At 41.8% G+C, this 22172-nt stretch carries 20 protein-coding genes and 1 pseudogene; 20 read left to right on the top strand and 1 reads right to left on the bottom strand.

What is annotated here, in order from left to right:
* Position 1 precedes the first annotated feature (1 nt).
* From AC3ARB_RS08155 to AC3ARB_RS08065, 19 genes and pseudogenes are all read left to right on the top strand, one after another.
* Positions 2–856 (top strand): NAD-dependent epimerase/dehydratase family protein, encoded by an 855-nt coding sequence (locus AC3ARB_RS08155; RefSeq protein ID WP_488321550.1) that lies wholly within the window; start codon positions 2–4, stop codon positions 854–856.
* The gene (locus AC3ARB_RS08150; RefSeq protein ID WP_488320075.1) at positions 856–2079 is read left to right on the top strand and encodes a glycosyltransferase family 4 protein; all 1224 of its coding nucleotides are present in this window, start codon (positions 856–858) and stop codon (positions 2077–2079) included. Before AC3ARB_RS08155 ends, AC3ARB_RS08150 begins: the two co-directional genes overlap by 1 nt.
* A gap of 3 nt (positions 2080–2082) precedes the next feature.
* Positions 2083–3141: an acyltransferase family protein gene (locus AC3ARB_RS08145; protein ID WP_488320074.1), complete on the top strand. Its 1059-nt coding sequence runs from the start codon at positions 2083–2085 to the stop codon at positions 3139–3141.
* 2 nt (positions 3142–3143) lie between these two features.
* The gene (locus AC3ARB_RS08140) at positions 3144–4190 is read left to right on the top strand and encodes a polysaccharide biosynthesis protein (RefSeq protein WP_488320073.1); all 1047 of its coding nucleotides are present in this window, start codon (positions 3144–3146) and stop codon (positions 4188–4190) included.
* Positions 4190–5047 carry an SDR family oxidoreductase gene (locus AC3ARB_RS08135; protein ID WP_488320072.1) on the top strand — a complete coding sequence of 286 codons (858 nt, stop codon included), beginning with the start codon at positions 4190–4192 and terminating at the stop codon, positions 5045–5047. Before AC3ARB_RS08140 ends, AC3ARB_RS08135 begins: the two co-directional genes overlap by 1 nt.
* A 10-nt stretch (positions 5048–5057) precedes the next feature.
* Complete coding sequence (wecB, locus tag AC3ARB_RS08130) at positions 5058–6194, top strand: non-hydrolyzing UDP-N-acetylglucosamine 2-epimerase (protein ID WP_488320071.1); 1137 nt, start codon at positions 5058–5060, stop codon at positions 6192–6194.
* Positions 6194–7210, top strand: a complete 1017-nt coding sequence (locus AC3ARB_RS08125; RefSeq protein ID WP_488320070.1) for a stealth conserved region 3 domain-containing protein — start codon at positions 6194–6196, stop codon at positions 7208–7210. The genes wecB and AC3ARB_RS08125 overlap by 1 nt, the downstream gene beginning before the upstream one ends.
* Positions 7210–8421, top strand: a complete 1212-nt coding sequence (locus AC3ARB_RS08120) for a hypothetical protein (RefSeq protein ID WP_488320069.1) — start codon at positions 7210–7212, stop codon at positions 8419–8421. The genes AC3ARB_RS08125 and AC3ARB_RS08120 overlap by 1 nt, the downstream gene beginning before the upstream one ends.
* 3 nt (positions 8422–8424) lie before the next feature.
* On the top strand, positions 8425–9558 hold the full coding sequence (locus AC3ARB_RS08115; protein WP_488320068.1) for a glycosyltransferase family protein: 1134 nt from the start codon (positions 8425–8427) through the stop codon (positions 9556–9558).
* A gap of 1 nt (position 9559) precedes the next feature.
* Complete coding sequence (locus AC3ARB_RS08110; RefSeq protein WP_488320067.1) at positions 9560–10744, top strand: glycosyltransferase family 4 protein; 1185 nt, start codon at positions 9560–9562, stop codon at positions 10742–10744.
* Positions 10745–10756: 12 nt separating this feature from the next.
* The gene (locus tag AC3ARB_RS08105; RefSeq protein ID WP_488320066.1) at positions 10757–11914 is read left to right on the top strand and encodes a glycosyltransferase family 2 protein; all 1158 of its coding nucleotides are present in this window, start codon (positions 10757–10759) and stop codon (positions 11912–11914) included.
* Entirely contained in the window at positions 11904–13349 is a 1446-nt protein-coding gene (locus AC3ARB_RS08100; protein ID WP_488320065.1) for a flippase, read from the top strand. The genes AC3ARB_RS08105 and AC3ARB_RS08100 overlap by 11 nt, the downstream gene beginning before the upstream one ends.
* A gap of 152 nt (positions 13350–13501) precedes the next feature.
* Positions 13502–14647, top strand: a pseudogene (gene glf / locus AC3ARB_RS08095) (UDP-galactopyranose mutase).
* A 113-nt stretch (positions 14648–14760) separates the two neighbouring features.
* The gene (locus tag AC3ARB_RS08090; protein WP_488320064.1) at positions 14761–15807 is read left to right on the top strand and encodes a glycosyltransferase; all 1047 of its coding nucleotides are present in this window, start codon (positions 14761–14763) and stop codon (positions 15805–15807) included.
* 1069 nt (positions 15808–16876) lie between these two features.
* Complete coding sequence (gene rpsP / locus AC3ARB_RS08085) at positions 16877–17149, top strand: 30S ribosomal protein S16 (protein ID WP_488320063.1); 273 nt, start codon at positions 16877–16879, stop codon at positions 17147–17149.
* 11 nt (positions 17150–17160) lie between these two features.
* The gene (locus tag AC3ARB_RS08080) at positions 17161–17415 is read left to right on the top strand and encodes a KH domain-containing protein (RefSeq protein ID WP_488320062.1); all 255 of its coding nucleotides are present in this window, start codon (positions 17161–17163) and stop codon (positions 17413–17415) included.
* 122 nt (positions 17416–17537) lie between these two features.
* Entirely contained in the window at positions 17538–18812 is a 1275-nt protein-coding gene (murA, locus tag AC3ARB_RS08075; RefSeq protein WP_488320061.1) for a UDP-N-acetylglucosamine 1-carboxyvinyltransferase, read from the top strand.
* The gene (locus tag AC3ARB_RS08070) at positions 18809–18997 is read left to right on the top strand and encodes a DNA-directed RNA polymerase subunit beta (RefSeq protein WP_488320060.1); all 189 of its coding nucleotides are present in this window, start codon (positions 18809–18811) and stop codon (positions 18995–18997) included. The genes murA and AC3ARB_RS08070 overlap by 4 nt, the downstream gene beginning before the upstream one ends.
* Before the next feature lies 1 nt (position 18998).
* Positions 18999–19862 (top strand): DNA/RNA non-specific endonuclease, encoded by an 864-nt coding sequence (locus AC3ARB_RS08065; protein ID WP_488320059.1) that lies wholly within the window; start codon positions 18999–19001, stop codon positions 19860–19862.
* A 100-nt stretch (positions 19863–19962) separates the two neighbouring features.
* Here the strand turns inward: AC3ARB_RS08065 and AC3ARB_RS08060 are convergent, their stop codons facing one another.
* Positions 19963–21621: an Rqc2 family fibronectin-binding protein gene (locus AC3ARB_RS08060; RefSeq protein ID WP_488320058.1), complete on the bottom strand. Its 1659-nt coding sequence runs from the start codon at positions 21619–21621 to the stop codon at positions 19963–19965.
* A gap of 141 nt (positions 21622–21762) precedes the next feature.
* Between AC3ARB_RS08060 and gloA the strand changes: the two genes are divergently transcribed.
* Positions 21763–22140, top strand: a complete 378-nt coding sequence (gloA, locus tag AC3ARB_RS08055; protein ID WP_488320057.1) for a lactoylglutathione lyase — start codon at positions 21763–21765, stop codon at positions 22138–22140.
* Positions 22141–22172 lie beyond the last annotated feature (32 nt).

Raw genomic sequence — 22172 nt, 5'->3', positions numbered from 1 at the left:
GATGAAATGTGTTCTCATTACAGGGGCCAATAGTTATATCGGTCGCTCGTTTATGAACTATGTTGACGGCGATTCTGATTTTTTTGTGGAGGAGCATGACCTTCAAAGGAATGATTGGGCTCAAAAAGATTTTTCAAGCTATGATACTATTTTTCATGTTGCTGGGATTGCTCATTTTTCCAAAGATCCTAGTAAGAAAGACCTTTACTATCAAGTTAACACAGACTTGACGACAGCTGTTGCCCAAAAAGCCAAAGCTGAGGGTATAGCACAGTTTGTCTTTATGAGTAGTATTATTGTTTATGGTGATAGTACAGCTAAAGAGCGAGTGATTACTAGGGAGACGGAGCCAATTCCGAGTGATTTCTATGGTGATAGTAAGTTACAGGCTGAAAAAGCACTCAATCAGTTGGCAGATGAGGCATTCAAGGTCACTATTCTTCGACCACCGATGATTTATGGCAAAAACTCTAAAGGAAATTATCCTAGGTTATCCAAGTTGGCACGTTTGACACCTGTTTTTCCCAACATAGAAAATCAACGTAGCATGCTCCACATTGATAATTTGTGTGAGTTTTTAAAGCAGGTCATGCTTAGACAAGAAACTGGTGTCTTTTTCCCTCAGAACAAGGATTACATCTGTACATCTAACCTTGTTCAAGAGATTGCTAAGGTTCATGGCAAAAAGATTTATCAGACAAGGGTCTTTAACCCTCTGATTCATCTTCTTTTTGGTTTTGATAGTATGAAGAAATTGTTTGGCAACATGGTCTACTCTAAAGAATTAAGTCAATACGATTTTGATTATCATGTGAAAACTTTTGAAGAATCGGTGATTTCGACTGAGAGTAGGTAGTGGCATTGAAAAAGCATATTTTAGTTATTTCTCAATATTTTTATCCCGAGGAATTTAGAATCAATGACATGTGCCAAGAATGGGTCAAGCGTGGGTATCAAGTGACGGTCGTCACTGGAATTCCTAATTACCCTCAAGGTGAGTTTTATGAAGGTTATAGCCATACCTCAAAACGTTTTGAGACTTGGCAGGGAATTGATATTATTCGCTTGCCCATTCGTGCACGCCAAAAAGGTTCTCTTAATCTCATTCGGAATTACCTGTCCTTTGTTGTAGAAGGCTACAAATGGGTTAAGCAAACGCAACTTCAAGCAGATTTAGTTTACACGTTTGAGGTATCTCCGATGACTCAGGCTTTGGTGGGAATCAAGTATGCGAAAATGCGGGGGGTCCCCCATTACTTGTACGTCACGGATTTATGGCCGGAGAATGTTGCCATTATCACAGGCATAACAAATAAATACTTGTTGTATCCGATTCAAAAAATGGTTGACTACATTTATCATAATAGTCAGCGAATCTTTACGAGTTCTAAGAGTTTTATGGCTCCGATTTATCGAAGAGGTGTTGAGGCTGACAAGGTTGAATTTTGGCCTCAATATGCCGAGGATTACTATAAACCCGTAGCGGTAGTTGATGAGAGCGTTCGAGAACACTTTGATACGGAACGGTTTAATATTGTATTTGCAGGTAATATCGGTTATGCTCAAGGTCTAAGTACCCTAGTTGAGGTCGCCAATCAGTTAAAAGAAAAAGGACGAGCAGTTACTTTTGTCTTAATAGGTGATGGTCGTTATAAGGAGTTGCTCCAAAGGGAAGTTAGTGATCAAAAATTGGAGTCCAATTTCCTGTTCATTGACAGAAAACCTGCCCAACAAATTCCTGCTTACCTGGCAATGGCTGATGCTCTATTGATTTCATTATCTAAGAGTGAGGTGTTCTCAATAACAATTCCTTCTAAGACGCAATCCTGTTTGGCCTGCGGGAAACCAATTCTAGTATCAGCTGATGGAGAAGTTCAAGATATTATTTTGGAAGCAGGGGCTGGTTTTGGAAGTCCTGCCGAAGATGCTAATCAGTTGACCTTGACGATTGAAAGATTACTAGCTATGTCTACCGAGGAGAGAGAAAAACTAGGCCATTCAGCCCTGGAGTATTCTCGAAAGGTATTCAATAAAGAAAAACTCTTAAATCGCTTAGATGAAGTATTTATGGGAGGGTAGCTCTTGAAAGAACAAAAAGTTAGTCTTAACGATAATTATTTTGATATTATTAGACTCGTTGTTGCTTTTATCATTTTATTAGGGCATTTTTTGGGTCATTTCAGAATAGATAATCCTATTATCCATAAAATGGCCTACATTGTTAGAGGGGTTCCGCTGTTTTTCTGTTTAAGTGGCTTTCTGGTGGCACGGTCAGTTGAACGTTATCCTCTCAAAGAATTTTGGGTGAGACGATTTTTTAGGATATTTCCTGCACTTTGGATTTGTGTCTTGCTTAATGTGATGATTATTATTTTTGGAGCAGGATTCTACCCAACGCTAAAAGAGTTGGTTCTATATTTGATAACCCAATTAACAGTTTTCCAGTTTTATACAGGAAGTTGGTTAAGCCAGTACGGAGTAGGAGTTCCGAACGGTGCCTTATGGACAATTACTGTCGATATCCAATTTTATATTTTAGTTTATTGGTTTGCTAAACGATTAAAAGATGCATCTGTCAAAATTTGGGTGCTCCTCTTATCATCCTTAGCAATTCTTGCGATAGTTTTAGAGAAGCTTCATACTCTCTATCCAGAAATTATTTATAAGTTATTATCGGTATCTATTCTGCCATTCCTTTATATCTTTTTATTTGGAATGATGGTTTATTATAAAAGGAATATTATTATTCCAAACTTGAGCAAATATTGTTTTCCGATTGTTATACTTTATATTGTTTGGAATTTTCTCCCATCACATTTAACGGTAATGTTTGAAGGTGTACGTTATAATGTGATAACGACCTTTCTATTGATGATTGCATTGTTTGCCCTTGCTTATTCGGGTAAGGGAAAACGGTTGAAAGTAGATTATTCTTATGCGTTCTACCTTTACCATATGGTTGTTCTAAATGCGATTCATCATTTTTACATTAGTCGGTTAGAAAATAATTTGTTTGCTGTTATGATGTTTTTGATAACAACTATCTTGACATCTGTGTTTGCTTTTCTATCAGTTCATATTGTTGATAAGAAACTATCGCTTCCTTTGGAAAAGCGTTACTTTATTAAAAAAGGAGAATAATCATGTCAGATTTTAAAGACAAAACCTTACTTATTACAGGAGGAACAGGCTCATTTGGTAACACTGTTCTGAATGGTTTTTTGAAAACCGATATTGCTGAGATTAGAATTTTTTCTCGTGATGAGAAAAAACAAGACGATATGCGTCATGAATACCAAGCTAAATTCCCTGAATACGCAGATAAGATTAAATTTTATCTAGGTGATGTACGGGATATTCAGTCAGTTCGAAATGCCATGTATGGTGTGGATTTTGTTTTCCACGCAGCAGCCCTAAAACAGGTGCCATCATGTGAATTTTTCCCAATGGACGCTGTCAAAACAAATGTTATCGGGACAGAAAATGTCTTGACAGCTGCCATTGATGCAGGTGTCAAGTCTGTTATCTGTTTGTCAACAGATAAGGCTGCCTACCCAGTAAATGCTATGGGGACTTCTAAAGCGATGATGGAGAAAGTCATTGTTGCTAAGAGCCGCACCGTGAGTGAGGAAAAAACAAAAATCAACTGCACCCGTTATGGTAACGTTCTTTGCTCCCGTGGTTCAGTTGTACCACTGTGGATTGAACAAATCCGAGAAGGTAAGCCGATTACCATCACTTCTCCAGATATGACTCGTTTTGTCATGTCCTTGCCAGAGGCCGTTGATTTGGTGGTGTTTGCCTTCCGTCATGGTAACAGTGGTGATATTCTTGTTCAAAAAGCACCAGCTTGTACTATTGAAACATTGGCCAAGGCAACGACGGAGATTTTTGCTCCTGGTCATGAAATTAAAATTATCGGTATTCGTCATGGTGAAAAGATGTATGAGACCTTGTTGACCAATGAAGAGTGTGCTAATGCCATTGATATGGGCGATTTTTATCGAGTACCATCAGACAAGCGTGAACTGAACTACGATAAGTACTTTAGCGAAGGTAACGCAGAAAGAAATGTTCTGACAGAATTTAATAGTAACAACACAACTTTGATGTCTGTGGAAGAAGTTAAGGAGAAGTTGTTGAGCTTGGATTATATTCAAGAAGTTTTGGCAACATGGGGAGACCGCTAATGAAATTTTTAGTTCTAGGCTGTAATGGTATGGCTGGCCACATCATCTCACTTTATCTGAAAGAACAAGGGCATGATGTGTTAGGCTTTGCGAGAACACCGTCAGAATTGGTCGATTCTGTCGTCGGAGATGTTACAGACACAGCCTTTTTGACAGAGGTTATCGGCAAGGATAAATTTGATAGTGTGATCAACTGTGTTGGATTGTTAAATGAGTTTGCAGAGAACAACCATGCTGATGCCGTCATGATTAATGCTTACTTGCCACACTTTTTGGCCAAAGTCACAGCAGGCACCAAAACACAGGTTATTCAGATGAGTACGGACTGTGTGTTTTCTGGAAAAGAAGGGCAATACACCGAAGAGTCTGTTCCCAATGGCACCCTCTTCTACGATAAATCTAAAGCTCTTGGTGAATTAGACGATGATAAAAACATCACCTTGAGAAATTCCATTGTTGGACCAGATATCAATCAAAATGGTATTGGCCTACTAAACTGGTTTATGAAACAAGAAGGACCAGTAAAAGGCTTTGAAAAAGCTATTTGGACAGGGCAAACAACCTTACAATTGGCTAAAACGATGGAACAAGCTGCACTCAGACGTGCTAATGGCCTCTACAACACTGTACCAAGTACTTCAATTACCAAATACGATTTATTACACTTGTTTAACACTCACATCAGAAAAGATCAAATCGATATCACCAAGGAGAGCAGTTTTTCCGCTGATAAATCGTTGGTCCGAACTCGTTTTGAAGGATTTGATTACGAAATTCCCAGCTACGATGTGATGGTGAAAGAACTCGCCGAGTGGATGAGAGACCACAAAGAACTTTACCCACATTACGACCTCTAGGAGAGAAGAAATGCCGGAAATCAAAAAATTAAAGTTGATGACACTGTTGGGAACCCGCCCAGAAATCATTAAAATGTCAGAAATCATCAAAAAATGTGACCAGTACTTTGATCATGTTATTGTTCATACCGGTCAAAACTATGATTATACCCTAAACGAGGTGTTTTTCAAAGAACTCGGCTTACGTGAACCAGACCACTACCTCGGTGTCGTCGGAGATAACATTGGTCATACCATGGGAAATGTTATTGCTAAGTCTTATGATATTTTATCAGAGGTAAAACCAGAAGCTCTTATCGTTTTGGGTGACACCAATTCATGCCTATCGGTAATTGCTGCCAAACGTCTTAAAATTCCAGTTTTCCATATGGAAGCTGGAAACCGTTGTAAGGACGAGAACCTACCAGAAGAAGTTATCCGTCGAATTGTTGATATTACAAGTGATGTCAACCTCTGTTATTCAGAAAATGCTCGACAATACATTCTAGATTCTGGTGTAAAACCAGAGTACACCTATGTTGTCGGTTCTCCGATGGCAGAGGTTCTCGATAAAAATAGAGATGCCATTGAAGCAAGTGACGTTCTTGACCGCTTAGGTTTGACTTCGAAAGGTTACATTCTATTGTCCGCTCACCGGGAAGAAAATATTGATATTGAGAAAAATTTCTTTTCGTTGATGAATGCTGTTAATGCCTTGGCAGAGACCTACGATATGCCGATTTTATACTCATGTCACCCAAGGTCTAAGAAATTTATTGAGTTGCGTGGATTTGAATTTGACCGACGTGTCATTCAGAATCAGCCCTTAGGTTTCTTTGACTATAATAAATTGCAACAAGAGGCCTTTTGTGTGGTTTCTGATAGCGGTACGCTACCTGAGGAGAGTGCTTACTTTAATTTTCCAGCAGTATCTGTTCGGACCTCAACAGAGAGACCAGAAGCAATGGAAAAAGGTGTCTTTACAATTGGTTCAATCAGTGAGGAACAGGTTCTCCAAGCGGTCAACGTTGCCGTTGGTCTGAATGATGAAGGGGCCTTTGCAAGTGATGTTCCAGCATACGTTGATAATAACGTTAGCACAAAAGTTGTGAAGATTATCCAAAGTTATGTTGGTATTATCAATAAAATGGTATGGAGAAAAGATTAGTGCAAGAACCAAAAATTGATTTTGTCATGATTTGGGTAGATGGCAATGATCCAGAATGGCGACAAGAACGTCAATCTTATGAGCCGAACCTTAAAAAGAGCGATGACAATAGCACTCATCGGTACCGTGACTGGGATAATTTACAGTATTGGTTTCGGGGGGTGGAAACTTTCTGCCCTTGGGTCAATAAGATTCATTTTGTCACTTGGGGCCACCTGCCCAAATGGTTGGATACTTCAAATCCTAAGCTAAATATTGTTAAGCATAGTGATTTTATTCCTGAGCACTATTTACCAACCTTCTCCAGTCATACCATTGAGCTTAATCTTCATCGTATAGAGGGGTTGGCAGAGCAATTTGTCTACTTTAACGATGATACTTTTCTACTAAAATCGCTTAAGCCAAATTTTTTCTTTAACCATGGTAAACCATGTGATTCAGCCGTTCTAACGGCTCATTGTTACAACATGGAAGACATGTATATCATGGCACCGTTTCGCGATATTGGGGTTATTAATAATGCCTTTAATATGCGGGAAGTGATTAAGAAAAACCCATTTGGGTGGTTTAATTACAAATATGGTATTGATAACCTAAGAACCCTGTTCTTACTAGCAGCACCGCGGTTCCCTGGAATGCTTCAACAGCATTTGCCGGTTTCTTTTTTGAAATCAACCTTCAAAGAGGTTTGGGAACGTTATGAGGATATCCTTGATGAAACGTGTCGCAATCGTTTTAGGCAGATGACAGATGTTAACCAATGGGTCTTTAAAGAATGGCAGCTGGCAAGTGGTAATTTTTACCCACGTTCCCTGAAAGTCGGAAAATCAATTCCAGCTTATCATATTGACGAAGCAGTGTCCTGCATTAGAAAACAAGAAGTTCCGATGATGTGCTTGAACGACACGGAGATGACGGACGCTGAATTTGAGCGGTGTGTTGCATTGATAAAAGAAAGCTTTGAGGCAATTTTGCCGAAAAAATCTTCTTTTGAAAAGGTTGTAGGGGGTTACTAATGTTTAGAGTTAGTAGTGTGACCTTAATGGAGTGGAGCTTTGGCTTATTCCTAATTCCTATGTTGCTTCCACTTGTATCAGTTAACTTGGGTGTATACAATTTATTTGTTTTATTGAGTTTTTTCTTGTTTCTATGTGCGATTTTTATGCATAGAAAGCTTGATATACGCATTCTCTTAGCCTTGGTGATTAGTTTAGGTGTGGTTAGAGTTCTCCATATTGGCGAATGGCAGCTAAACTATTCATTTTTGACATCAGTATTTATTGCTTTCCAGTTTCTTTTTCCCTTGTTTTGGTTGAGTCATATCGCAAGTCAAGGGGCATTGAGAGAGCAAATATCGTTCAAAAAAATCAAATCATGGTTCCAAATGTTACTGATAGTAACCTTGCTGACGACAATAATTGGTAACTTACGATATAATATCCCATCACGATTCTTAGCGACATCAACTCTGGATAGTTCACTAAAAATTTTATATCGGCTGCAGAATATAGGGAGTTTTGGGTTTTCTTATTTACTATTGTTTATGGTTCCGTTGTTTCTATACCTTTATAAAAATAGTAGATTAAAGCGTTACCTCCTTTTATTTTCATTAACCGTACTTTGTGCTATCGAAACACAATACACAAGCCTTATTCTATTGTTGCTTCCAGCTACGGTGCTGTCTTATACAATTGGTTTAAAGGCAGTAACCAAATTTTTCGTGATTTTATTTAGCTTATTGCCATCAATCGTTGTTTACCTTAATTTAGATACCATTTTCAATTACTTGATTCGCTTATTTTCGAATTATGCCAGTGTTCAGATTAGGATTATTGAAATTTATCGCTTATTGACTAACTCTTCTGATTTAGGTAGTGATATTGGAGAGAGGCAGCGTCTCTATCAAATGAGTCTAGAGAGTTTTAGTGCTAATCCTCTCTATGGGGCCAGAGATCCCCTATCTGTTGGAGGGCATTCACAGGTACTAGACTTATTAGGTAGCTCAGGTTTAGTGGGAGTAGCATTAGTGCTATTATTGGTGCTAATATTTACTTATCTACTGAGTGGTATGTCTAGGAGAGTGCCAAAAACAGGGAAAACGATTCTCCAACTCAATGCTTTACTATTCGTAGTTTTATCAATTATTAATCCTGTTTTTACATCGACTCAGTTAGGTTTGGTTATCCCAATTTCTTATATATTTATTTATTCCTTAGGAGAAGAGTAGCGAATGAAATTTGTCAGTTTTCATGATAGTGGTAGATACGCAGAGGAGAAGAGGGTTTTTTCTCCAGCGACTGCTGCTGTTGTTGATTATTTAGCCAATATTGCGGTTCAATTAGGGGAGAAAGCAGAGATTATCTCAGCTGCAGAAACGAGACACGAGTCGGGATTTTATCCTTTTCGGAGTGAGAGCATTCGGGAAGGGGTGACCCTAACCCAGGCGAGTAGCCGAGGCCATCGCAACCCCCTGCTGAGAGAACTTGGGAAAATTAGGAACCGACTATGGTTGACCTGGTACTTGATGAAGACATGTGATGCGAATGAAACGGTTTTTTTCGTTGATTCTCCTGTCCTTTATGAACCACTACTCTTGTTTCGTTTATGGGCAAAGTACCGAAATATTGAGATACTTTATTTTGCCTCAGAAATTTTTCAAGAAATTATCCCCATGTCGCCATTAAAGAAAAAAATGGAATGGTATTTGTTTGAAAAAGCAGAGAAATTAATTGTCTCTACGGAACTTTTGAATCAAAAAATCAATCCGACTAATCGCCCATATGCGATTCTCAATGGCACTTATCAGGTGATGCCGGAGTATGGTGAACAATTTGAGGATGACTTCATTCATTTGGTTTATGCGGGTGTTATCAACAGCACCAAGGGTTCTGGGCAGGCTGTTGGTTTAGCAGCCCATCTACCTGAACGTTATAAAATTCATATTCTAGGTTTTGGAGAAGATGAAGATGTTCAACAGCTAAAAGAGAGCATCGAGCAGTCCAACCGTCAGAATGTGTGTCAAGTGGTCTATGAGGGCATCTTATCAGGCGATGATTACAGTCGTTTCTTACAGAAGTGCCATCTAGGCTTGTGTCCACAAAATTTAGATGAGGCCTATAATGATTCGTCCTTCCCATCTAAAATTTTAAGTTACCTCTCCAATGGTTTAAGGGTCTTGTCGGTAGACTTGCCAGCGATTCGGACTTCACAAGTCGGAGACTTGCTCTATTTTTCTACCTCGGATCAACCGAAGGACCTGGCAGAGGCAGTTCAGGCTATCGACTGGTCCCAACCTTATGACAGTCGTCATTATATTCAACAGATGCACCAAGAGTTTGTTGAAGCATTTAGGAAGTTAATGTAAAATGAAGAAAATCATATTATTGCATCATGTCTCTGGCTTAGGCGGAGGTACAAAAAGTTTATTTGATGTGGCCATGATGTTAAAGGAAACTTATCAAGTGCTACTAGCCGTTCCTAATGGTAGTCGAGAGATTGTCGAACAAGCAGAAGTCCTTGGCTTAGACACTTACGAAATAAAAGCCCCAATTCCATCAGTTAATATTTATTCTGGGCGACCAAGTTACTTGAGTCGCTATTTTTGGAACACGCTCTTTCGTTTCAAGCAGGTGAAAGTATTGGTTGATGAGCTCATGTCGCTTGAACCCGACTGCATTTTTTATAACACCTCTGTGATTGCACCGATTGCTAAATTTATTCCTGAACAGGTCATCAATATTGGAATTGTTCGTGAAACCTTTACAAAAAATCCTTTGAATAAAATTTTTAAGGCTATTTACGAGAACCATTTTGCTGGTGTTGCTTATATTGCGGCACATGAGAAAGATTATTTAGCCTTATCCCGCCCCCATCAATTAGTTGTTCCAGATTGTTTGGACCCCAATGATATCAAAAGATTAGATGCAGGAGACGTCCGGCAAAAACACCAGTTAGCTAAGGAACGTTTTGTTGGCCTGTTTATGGGTGGAACCATTCAAATCAAAGGGCTGGATGTGCTTTTGAAAGCTATTGAACAATTGGATGATGATAGCCTATTTTTTGTCGCAGGAAAAGTTGACCAATCCCTCTTGTCCTGGTCACATCTGCTAAAGCATGCCTATCAGTTGTCTTATGTGCAGTTTTTGCTTTCTGTTAAGAAGCGTCTGCATAAATTGATGGCAGCAGACAAGGTGCGATTAACCGGCTTTACCCAAGGTATCGCCGAATACATGACAATGGCTAATGTGATTGTGTTTCCGTCCACTGCAGCCCATCAGCCTAGACCAGCTATTGAGGCAGGCCATTTTTCAAAACCTGTGATTTTATCGGACTATGAGGCAACTCAAGAATATTTTCAAGATGGCTACAATGCTTTGACGTTTGAACCTAAAAACGCTAGTGACTTAGCTCGAAAACTAACCTTGTTAAAGAACGATGTAGCTTTACAAGCCCGTCTAGGGGCTAATAATTACCGTGCGTCAGAGGAATGGCACCATTACAGCAAAACGCAGGATGAGTTGAATCAATTTTTTGAGGCTATTTTGAAGTAAAGGAGCAAAGAAATGGGGAAATTTTTACTCTCTGTTGTCATACCAACTCGAAATCGTGCTGTCTATGCTGAGCAGTCTATTCGTCAAGTATTAGCACAGTTATCGGATGATTGTCAGATTGTTATTCAGGACAATAGTGATCAGCCCACCTTGAGGGAACAAATAGATGATTTGTTGATGAGAGATAATATCACCTATCATTATTCAGATAGTCCCTTGTCATTTGTTGATAACTTCGATCAGGCTCTGTCTTTGGTTGAGGGCAGGTATGTCTGTATGATTGGTGATGATGATGGTGTGACTAGCTTTTTAAGACCAGCAGCCCTATGGGCAGAGCAGCAAGGGATTCAGGCTATTCGGCCTTCGTTGGACCTTGTTTATTTTTGGCCAGATTCTAAAGTATATAGTCCAGATAAGGACAATGGAAATCTAAGAATCACATCGTCTAATACCCATATCTGGACTATTGACACTAAGAAATCACTTAAAAGACTCTTGAATGATGGTGGTCTGGACTATTTAGATAAAGAAATGGTCAAGATTTATCATGGTTTAGTCTCTTATGACTTGCTAAAACAGATTAAGGATAAGACAGGAAAATTTGTTGGCGGTCTCTCTCCAGACATTTATTTATCAATGGCATTAACCCTATTGGCTGATCGGCCATGTGTGACCCTAGGCATTCCATTAACTATTTCTGGTATTTGCTCATCAAGTGGCTCGTCCTCGTCAGCGACGGGAGCCCACACAGGTAAGTTAGAAGATGCTCCTCATTTTAATGGTCATGAGAACTACCAATGGGATGAACGTGTTCCGCGTCTTTACAGTGTCGAGACAATCTGGGCAGACTCAGCTTTAGCAGCTGTCAAAGACCTAGACCCGACTCTTCTATCAGGCTATCAGAGCTTTCCGCTACGCTACCGGCTGAGCGGTCTTTATCCTCAGTTTTCGGCGGTCATTCCAGTTGAACAAGGAGATGGTGTTAGACGATTTTTTTACTCGTTTGAACGTATTGGAAATCGAGTGATGAAATCCATCCGTTATCGGCTGGCTAGAAAAAAGGTTTTACAGTTTTCGGAGATTGAAAGCATTCATCAAGCTTCAGAATTGATTGAAAGTCATCTACAAGCAGTCTATAAAGAATTTGAGGACAAACATATTGAAGACTAAAAAATTACATGTCAATGCTCTGTTAAATATGTTACGAACCGTCCTTACCATACTGTTTCCCCTTATTACCTTACCTTATATCAATAGAATTTTGGGGATTGAGAATGTCGGTAAAATCAATTTTGTGTCAAGTTACATGAGCTACTTTATCCTCTTATCTGGTTTAGGGATACCGGCTTATGCAGTGAGGGAAGGGGCAAAGGTTAAGGATAGCAAAGAAAAGCTATCAAAGCTGGTTAGTCAACTCTTTTCTTTGAATGTCTTGGCAACAGGAATAGCTTATTTGCTACTTTTTCTATCGATTTTTTTCATTGATAGCCTGAAGGATTACCTGTTATTGTTAATCATTCAATCAATAACCATTCTTGGGACAACGATTTCTGTATCTTGGTTTTTTACGATTATAGAGGACTTCTTATATGTTACCTTAAGAACAATTCTTTTTCAAATTGTATCCATTCTATTGATTTTTCTCTTTGTGCATACTCGAGAGGACTTACTTAATTATGCTTGGATTCTAGTTGTTTCGCAATCAGGTTCAAGTATTTTAAACTTTTTATACTTAAGAAGGTTTGTTGATCTCAGATTGACACTAAATTTGGAGCTTAAGAAACATTTTAAACCGATTTTTATCTTATTTGCGACTTCGGTTGCCATGGTTATTTATGTTAACTCAGACATGACCATGCTTGGTTTTTTATCAGGGGATTATGAAGTCGGTTTGTATGCAACCTCGGTGAGGATTTATACAATTGTCAAAAATATCTTGGCCTCTTTATTGGCTGTGACGACACCAAGGTTGTCCTATTATTTGATTCGCCAAGAATCTGAAAAATTTGATCAAGTTGTGGAGAAAACTTGGCAGTACCTAATTATAGTCATGCTGCCCGTCATTGTTGGGCTTTACCTCTTGTCTGATAAAATCATTCTTTTCATAGCGGGTGAGTCCTTTATTCCTGCGAGTATGAGTTTGCAGATTTTAGTACTAGCTATCTTTTTCGCTTTATTGGCGACATTTTTATCGACTTGTCTCTTGTTACCCAAAAGTCAAGAGTCCAAGATTTTAAAGGCGACATTTTATAGTGCTGTCTTGAATATTGGTTGTAATTTTTTCTTGATTCCGCTATTTCATCAAAACGGTGCTGCCTGGACCACAGTCTTAGCTGAATTACTAGTAGCCTTCTATTTGTTAAAGGCTTCTGGATTTAAATTGCTAACTTATTGGCGTTTTTATTTGAAACTCCTATTGGCTACTGCTATAATGGGTGGGGGAGTCTATGTTTTTATAAGCAGTGTTGATAGTGTTATATACTCTATTTTAATTTCTTCTATTTGGGGTGTAATAATTTATTTTTTAGTCTTATATCTGCTAGGTGTTGAAATTGTTATCTCTTATTTTTCAAAAATAGGGATGCGAATTACTGATAGCAAATAGCTATAATAAAGTCTCAGAAGTGTGTACTAGAGATTTCCGAAAATATATGTCTAGTCGTCCCTTATTAGAGTAATGGAAATCAAGGAGATATGTATAGTTATTGTAATGGAATTAAAGCTGAGTATATTTAAACATTTGAATAAGGAGAAATTATGTCACAATATGATTATTTAGTTGTGGGAGCTGGTCTCTTTGGTGCAGTCTTTGCCCATGAAGCCGCCCTCAAGGGTAAAAAAGTTAAGGTCATTGAAAAACGTGACCACATTGCGGGAAACATCTACACCCGCGAAGAAGAAGGTATCCAGGTTCACCAATAAGGTATCCAGGTTCACCAATATGGTGCGCATATCTTTCACACCTCTGACAAGGCCCTCTGGGACTATGTCAATCAGTTTGCGGAGTTCAACCGCTACACCAACACGCCAGTAGCTAACTACAAGGGCGAGATTTACAACCTGCCCTTCAACATGAACACCTTTAACAAACTGTGGGGTGTGGTGACGCCTGCTGAGGCTGAAGCGAAAATTGCTGAGCAGCGTGCGGTTTTGGGTGGTAAAACCCCAGAAAACCTGGAAGAACAAGCCATTTCTCTGGTTGGTACAGACATCTATGAAAAATTGATTAAGTCTTACACAGAGAAACAGTGGGAGAAGCCGTGTACAGAATTGCCAGCCTTCATCATTCGCCGCTTGCCAGTTCGTCTGACCTACGACAACAACTACTTCAACGACAGCTACCAGGGGATTCCTATCGGTGGTTATACCCAAATCGTTGAGAAGATGTTGGCCCATGATAACATTGACGTTGAAACAGGTGTGGATTTCTTTGCTAACAAGGACCAGTACCTGGCAGACTACCCTAAAGTGGTTTTCACGGGTATGATTGACGAGTTCTTCGACTATGAATTGGGCGAGTTGGAATACCGGAGCCTGCGCTTTGAGACCGAAACCCTGGATATGGAAAACTATCAGGGGAATGCCGTGGTCAACTACACAGACGCAGAGACACCATTTACCCGCATCATTGAGCACAAGCACTTTGAATTTGGTACCCAGCCTAAGACAGTGGTTACTCGCGAGTATTCTAAAACCTGGACCCGTGGCGATGAGCCATACTACCCTGTTAACAACGACCGCAACAACCACCTCTATAAGGCCTACAAGAAATTGGCTGAGGCTCAGGAAAACGTGATTTTCGGTGGGCGTCTGGGTCACTACCGTTACTACGACATGCACCAGGTCATCGATGCTGCCTTGACTTGTGTCAGAAATGAATTGAACGGGAATGAGCAGAAGTGAGTAAGGTAAGAATTATCGAGTAAGTAATGGCTATTGTTACTAATGAATCAACTTTTTTATCAGAAGAGAATTTTTCTCTTTGAGGAGTTGTTATTTTAGAAAAGGGAGATAGAATGGATTATTGTATTGAAATTTCAATAGGTGGCAAGTTTCATCACGCAGGTACTAAGGCTCCGGAAGATATTATATCAATTTGTCGGGATTTGGGGATGACAGTTTATCCTATTCAAATAAAAATAGGAAAATTGAATATTTTTCAAAAGATTTATTGGAGCTTTCTTATACCGTTAATTTACTTTGGTAAGCTGTATTTAATGGTGGAAAGGGGGGATAATTTACTATTTCAGAATCATACGGACATTAGTAGGTTGGGGAAAGTGTTTCTTCGCCTCATCCAAAGGAAAGGAATTAAGTTAACAACTCTGATACATGATCTAAACAGTCTAAGAGCTTTTGGAGAGATTGAACAGAGGGAAATACAAGCAATAGACTTATATGATAAAATTATCGTTCATAATGACTGCATGAAAACATATCTTATTGAAAAAGGGATAGTTGATAATAAGCTTGTGGTATTGGAAATTTTTGATTACCTTACAGATTCGATAGTCACTGATATTAGAGAAGTAGATCAGCCGTTAACGATTGCTGGAAACTTAGTTCCTCAGAAAAGCTCGTATATATACCAAATGGTAGAATGCAACCCAGATTTACAAGTCAATTTATATGGTGTTGGTTTGGATGAGGAACGACTGGCAGTTAATGGTCATTATAAGGGAAGTTTTTCACCAGAGAGACTGATTGAAAACATTAAAGGCAGTTTTGGTCTTGTTTGGGATGGAGATAGTATTGATGGCTGTAGAGGAATGACAGGGCAATATTTAAAATTTAATAATCCTCATAAAACATCCTTATTTATTGTTGCAGAGTTACCTATCATCACGTGGAGGGAAGCTGCTGTAGCTGATTTTGTTTTGAATCATAATATAGGTATTGTAGTAAATGATTTATCGAATATAACATCTGTTATCAATAATGTTTCAAGTGAACAATATCAAGAAATGAAAGCTAATATTAACGTGTTAGCTTCAGAGTTGAGAGAGGGTGCTTTTACTAAAAGGGCAATTCAAAAAGCTTTGATGAGAGAATCTTTCATGTAGATTCTTAATACCTATTATCAGAAAATATTGTCCATGTGCAACTTGAGAACATAGTAATGTTATTCCGTTCGAAAAATCCTTCAACACAGGTTTGTTACTGTTGGCCATTCTATTCCTTATCGAATTGTCGAAAGGAGACATCGAGATTTGTTATGCCAATTGAACAAGTCCTCCGGAGGAAGATGGTTGGACAGCTGAGTTAGGCTTTTTCGGATGTTCCAAGAGGACTGGTGGTGCCAAAGTCAAGAGTCCAAGATTTTAAAGGCGACATTCTATAGTGCTGTCCTGAACATTAGTTGTAATTTTTTATCGATCCCGCTATTTCATCAAAACGGTGCTGCCTGGACCACAGTCTTAGCCGAATTGCTAGTAGCCTTCTATTTGTTAAAGGCTTCTGGCTTTAAATTGCTAACCTATTGGCATTTTTATTTGAAATTCCTATTGGCTACTGCTATTATGGGAGGGGCAGTAGCTGGTTTGTTGATGACTATTTCGACGACAGTTTTGGTCCTCTTACTATCGTCAGTTATAGGCTGTATAGTTTACGTTGTTTTATTATATGCATTTAATGTTGAAGCGATTCATGAATTTTTAGTAAAATTGAAGATGAGGCTATTGAGATAGGTTGATGAAACTATGGTTCTTTACTAGAATAATTGTCAGACTTGATATAATTTCTAGTTAATTTGATCTATTATATAGATAGTGGCGAGCCTTTATTGGTCAAACGCCTAAATCTTTCCATTGTGAGGCACTTATTTGTTGAACTAGGCATGGTGATGATGTTCATCTTGTTAGGTTGGTTCCTGCCCCTGCTATGGGCATTTGTTGGTTATGGTATTGCTTATCTTATTTACTGTTCTTGCATCAAAAGGCACTGAGAACAGCATTAAGAGATTCGAGAGGATTATTAGCCTAAGGGTATTTACTATTTTCTTGAACATGTGTAGAATTCCTCCCCTGTCAAGTTTTTTTCTTGACAGGGGAGATTTTTGTGGTAAAATAGTTAATGTAGGTTAGTAGCTCTGCTATTGACCCCAAAAACAAAAAAAGAAAAGAGATTATAAAAATGGCAGTAAAAATCCGTTTGACTCGTATGGGTTCTAAGAAGAAGCCTTTCTACCGTATTAACGTTGCAGATTCACGTGCACCACGTGATGGTCGTTTCATCGAAACTGTTGGTACATACAACCCACTTTTGGCTGAAAACAAGGTGACTATCAAAGAAGACCGCGTTCTTGAGTGGTTAGCTAACGGTGCTCAGCCGTCTGACACTGTTCGTAGCCTCTTATCACAAGCTGGCGTTCTGAAGAAATTCCACGAGCAAAAATTCTCAAAATAAGAGACTGACCTATGGACACAATAGAGAATCTGATTATTGCGATTGTGAAACCTTTGATTTCACAACCAGATGCGTTTACCATTAAAATTCAAGATACACCTGAGTTTTTGGAGTATCATCTTGATTTGGACCAGCAGGATATTGGACGGATTATCGGTAAAAAGGGTCGCACAATCACTGCGATTAGAACGGTTGTCTATTCTGTTCCAACTCAGGGTAAAAAAGTTAGAATCGTCATTGACGAGAAGGACAAGGCTGAGGCCTAGTCTGTTTCTAAACTCTCACCACTTAGTGGTGGGAGTTTTTAGGTTGTCTGAATGGTTCAAAGAGCCTTTCAGGGAAAAACGTGGTATAATAGGCCTAAGTACAGTTAAGAAATGGAGTTAAGATGGACAAGATTATTATTGATGGCGGCCAGACCCGCCTGCAGGGCGAGGTGACCATTGAGGGGGCGAAAAACGCAGTTCTGCCACTCTTGGCAGCTACTATTCTAGCCAAGGACGGTAAGACGACCCTGCGAAATGTCCCGATTTTGTCGGACGTTTTTGTCATGAACGATGTGGTGCGTGGTTTGGGTATTACTGTTGATTTCGACCAGGCTGCCCACGAGGTGGTGGTTGACGCGACAGCCTTTATCCACCACAAGGCACCTTATGAGTATGTTAGCCGCATGCGGGCTTCCATTGTGGTTCTGGGTCCCATCCTGGCCCGTTGCGGGGAGGCCGTTGTCTCCATGCCTGGCGGTTGCTCCATCGGTAGCCGTCCCATCGACTTGCACTTGAAGGGCTTGGAGGCAATGGGTGCCCAGATTAGCCAGTCTGGCGGTGACATCACGGCCAAGGCAGACAAGCTCAAGGGTGCTAACATTTACTTGGACTTCCCAAGTGTCGGAGCTACCCAGAACCTGATGATGGCAGCCACCTTGGCGGAAGGTAAAACGGTTATCGAAAACGCTGCGCGGGAACCAGAAATCGTTGACCTCGCGTCCCTCCTCAACAAAATGGGTGCCGATGTCAGAGGTGCTGGTACCGAAACCCTGGTCATCAATGGAGTAAAACGCCTGCACGGCGCTGAACACGATGTGGTTCAGGACCGAATTGAGGCAGGAACCTTTATGGTCGCTGCGGCCATGACCAGCGGTGATGTCCTGATTAAAGATGCCCTCTGGGAACACAATCGCCCCCTCTTGTCCAAATTGATGGAAATGGGTGTTGAGGTAACGGAAGAGGCAGGTGGTATCCGTGTGCGTTCAGATGTCAACAAGCTCAAGCCAACCCTTGTTAAGACCCTGCCTCACCCAGGCTTTCCAACTGACATGCAGGCTCAATTCACGGCTCTTATGGCTGTCGTCCCTGGTGAGTCAACCATGGTTGAGACCGTGTTTGAAAATCGTTTCCAGCATTTGGAAGAAATGCGTCGGATGGGTCTTTACTCGGAAATCCTCAGAGATACGGCAATTATTCACGGTGGTGGCGACTTGCAGGGTGCCCAGGTCATGTCAACAGACCTGAGAGCTAGTGCAGCCCTGATTTTGACGGGCTTGGTGGCTCAGGGGCAAACCATTGTGACCCATCTTAGCCACCTGGACCGTGGCTACTACAACTTCCATGAGAAATTGGCCAAGTTGGGAGCTGCTATCCGTCGTGAAGGTGGTGTGTCATGAGGACAGGTTGGAGTTATGTTTGGCGACGCTTGGTGCTCTTTCTAGCCCTGGCTCTTTTGGGAGTGATTTTCCTAGCTCTTGGCCTGATGGTTGGCTATGGCGTTATCGGAGATGGTGAAAATATTTGGAGCATTTTGTCACCAGATAAGTGGCAGGAACTGATTGGAAAATTTACAGGAAAGTAAGATGTCAAGAAAATACGGGAAATCACAGCAGAAAGCCCTCCTTTCTCTTGCAGGGCTAATCATTGCCCTAGTCTTTGGGGTATCAACTAATCAAGTCAACCAGGTCACGGATTTTTTGACAGGAGGCCAGGCTTCTAGCTCTGCTATTGGCCTCTGGAAAACAACCGCCCAGCCCCTAGAAGAAGCACCAGACCAAGAGCTGGCCAGTTCTGTCCTGACTGACCAAGTGGCCAAACAGTTGGGGGGAGAGGTGGCTTGGAATGGAGTGGGGGCCTTTGTCGTCAAGGGTAACAAGACAGACTTGGATGCTGGTGTGGCCAGTCTCCCTTATGTTAACAATGAAACCAAGCAAGTTCAAGGAAAGACTGTTCCTTGGCGGGCCAATGCCTTGCTTAATAAGTCAACCCGTCAGTACCGAGACAGGGACCAGACAGGCCAAGGTGGTAATAGCTACCGCCCACCAGGTTGGCACCAGATTCATGACCTGCCTGGGGAATACGACCATGCAGTGGATCGGGGGCATTTGATTGGCTATGCCTTGGCAGGTAGCCTCAAAGGCTTTGATGCCTCAACCAGTAATCCAGCTAACATCGCCACTCAGTCCGCCTGGTCCAATCAGGCCAATAATGAGGGCTCAACAGGTCAGAACTATTATGAGACCCTGATTCGTAAGGCACTGGATAACAACAAAACCGTTCGTTACCGGGTGACCTTGATTTACGAGGGCAATAATATCCTGGCCAGCGGTAGTCACTTGGAGGCCAAATCTTCTGATGGCAGTTTGGAATTTAATGTTTTTATTCCTAATGTTCAGGAAGGGCTGGTTTTTGACTACCGCACAGGGCGGGTGGAGCGAACCAATTAAGTCCTGAAATGAGGTGGTTAGACCACCGAAAAAAGCTTCTCAGCTAGGTTCTTGCAACCAGTGAGAAGCTTTTTCTTGTCTCGTTTGATATGGGAGCCAATCAGTCCTTGAGTTTCATGGCGTCAATTTTTTCAGCCGACGGGGTGACACGCAGGGTTTTCTGACCCGTATAGGTGACTAGTCCTAGTTTGCCGCCGGTCGGTTTGTTGAGTTTGCGAACCTCAATCATGTCCACCTGGACCAGGTTGGATAGCCTAGCCTTGGAGTAGTAGGCGGCCAGCTCCGCAGCATCAGTCTTGACCTCATCAGTCGGGTCTAGGTTGTCCTTGATGACCACGTGGCTGCCAGCCAGGTCCTTGGCGTGGAACCAGACCTCGTTTTTCCGAGCCAGCTTGAAGGTCAGCTCCTCGTTTTGGAGGTTGTTGCGGCCGACCAGGATGATGGTCTTGCCGTCCGTGGCCAGGTAGCGTTCTGGTTTCTTACGTTTGTGGAGCTTGTCCTGGCTGCGGCGGCGGATAAAGCCGGTCTGAACCAACTCGTCCCGAATCTCTGCAATGTCCTCCCGACTGGCCTGGCTGAGCAGGAGCTCCACACTTTCCAGGTAGAGGATGGTCTGCTTGGTCTCCTCAATCAGACCGGTCAGGTGCTTGACTGCCTCCTTGAGTTTCTGGTATTTCTTGAAGTAGCGTTGGGCATTTTGGCTGGGGGTCAGGGCCTTGTCCAGGGCGATGGTCAGGGGTTCACCGGTGTAGTAGTTGTCCAGGGTCACCTGGTCCTGGTCCTTGGGGACCTGGTGGATAAAGGTGGTCAGCAACTCCCCTTTTTGGCGGAAGTCCTCGGCCGTCTCCGTGGCTGCCAGCTCCTCGGTTTGCTTGATCAGCTTGAGGCGGTTCTTGGCCAGTTCGGCGTCCACTCGCTGGACCAGGTCGCTGGCCTGTTGGCTGACCCGATCGCTCTCGGCCTTGTCGCGGTAGAAGGCCTCTAGGGCTTGCGAGAGGCTCTCGGTCGCTTGTTTTTTGGTAGAAAATGGCAGAGCAGCAAAGCTATTTTCCGTCAAATAAGGAGTAGCCTCCTGGGCAAAGAAGGCCCGAAAAGCAGGAAGCTTTTTATCGGTGGTAAGAGTAGCCGCCAACTCAGCTGCTGTGTCCCGCCCCAGGCCCTGGAAGAGGGTCTGGAGGTTCTTGGGGGTCAAGTCCTGAGTCTGGAGGACCTCAAAGAGCGTGGCGTCGCTGATGGTGAAGGGGTTGTGGTTGTCGGTAGCAGGTGGGGCCAGGTAGGTCGAGCCAGGCAGAATGGTGCGGTAGGAGTTCTGGGAGAAGCCAACGTGCTTGATGGACTCGATGATCTTGCTCTCGGCCTTGTCCACAAGGATGATGTTGGAATGCTTGCCCATGATTTCCGCAATCAAAGTCACCTGGACCTGGTCACCGATCTCGTTCTTGTTGGAGATCTTGAACTCCAGAATCCGGTCGTTGTCCACCTGACTGATGGCCTCGATGATGGCTCCTTGCAGGTATTTCCGCATGAGCATGGTGAAGGTGTTGGGAACCTTGGGATTTTCAAACTCGGTCTGGGTCAGCTGAACCCGGCCAAAGACAGGGTGGGCCGACAGGAGCAGCTTGTAGTTGGTACGGTGGTTACGGATGCCCAGAACCAGTTCTCGTTCAAATGGCTGGTTGACCTTCTGAATTCGCCCCCCAACCAGGGCCGTTTCCAATTCTTTGGTTAAATGGTGTAAAAAAAAGCCGTCAAAGGACATGAAATACCTCTTTCTCTAGGGTCTGGTCCGATTAGAAACGGCCAGATTTGCTGTCTCTATTATAGCATAAAGGGGCTGAAAACTTGAAATTTATGGTATTTTTCGTTATCATAGACTTATCAAAAAGATTGGAGCTTGCTCATGAAATTGTTGCACACTTGTATCCGCGTCAAAGACCTGGAGGCGTCTATTAAGTTTTACAGCACTGCTTTTCCCTTCCAGGAAGTTCGTCGTAAGGACTTCCCAGACCACAAGTTTACCCTGGTCTTCATGAAGACTGAGGGCGAGGACTTTGAGTTGGAGTTGACCTACAACTACGACCACCCTGGCTACGACCTGGGCGATGGCTACGGCCACTTGGCGGTTGGCGTTGAGAACTTGGAAGAGAGCCACGCTGCCCACATGGCTGCTGGCTACGAGGTGACTGACCTTAAAGGCTTGCCAGGGCAAGAGCCACACTACTACTTTGTGAAAGACCCAGACGGTTATAAGATTGAAGTCATTCGTTTGAAAAAATAGCAGAGCAAATACCTTGTTTGACAATGGTATGA

This window comes from Streptococcus sp. ZY171113, assembly GCF_057748235.1.
Note: the sequence above shows the minus strand (reverse complement) of the source record. Positions and strands in the feature narration are given on the sequence as shown.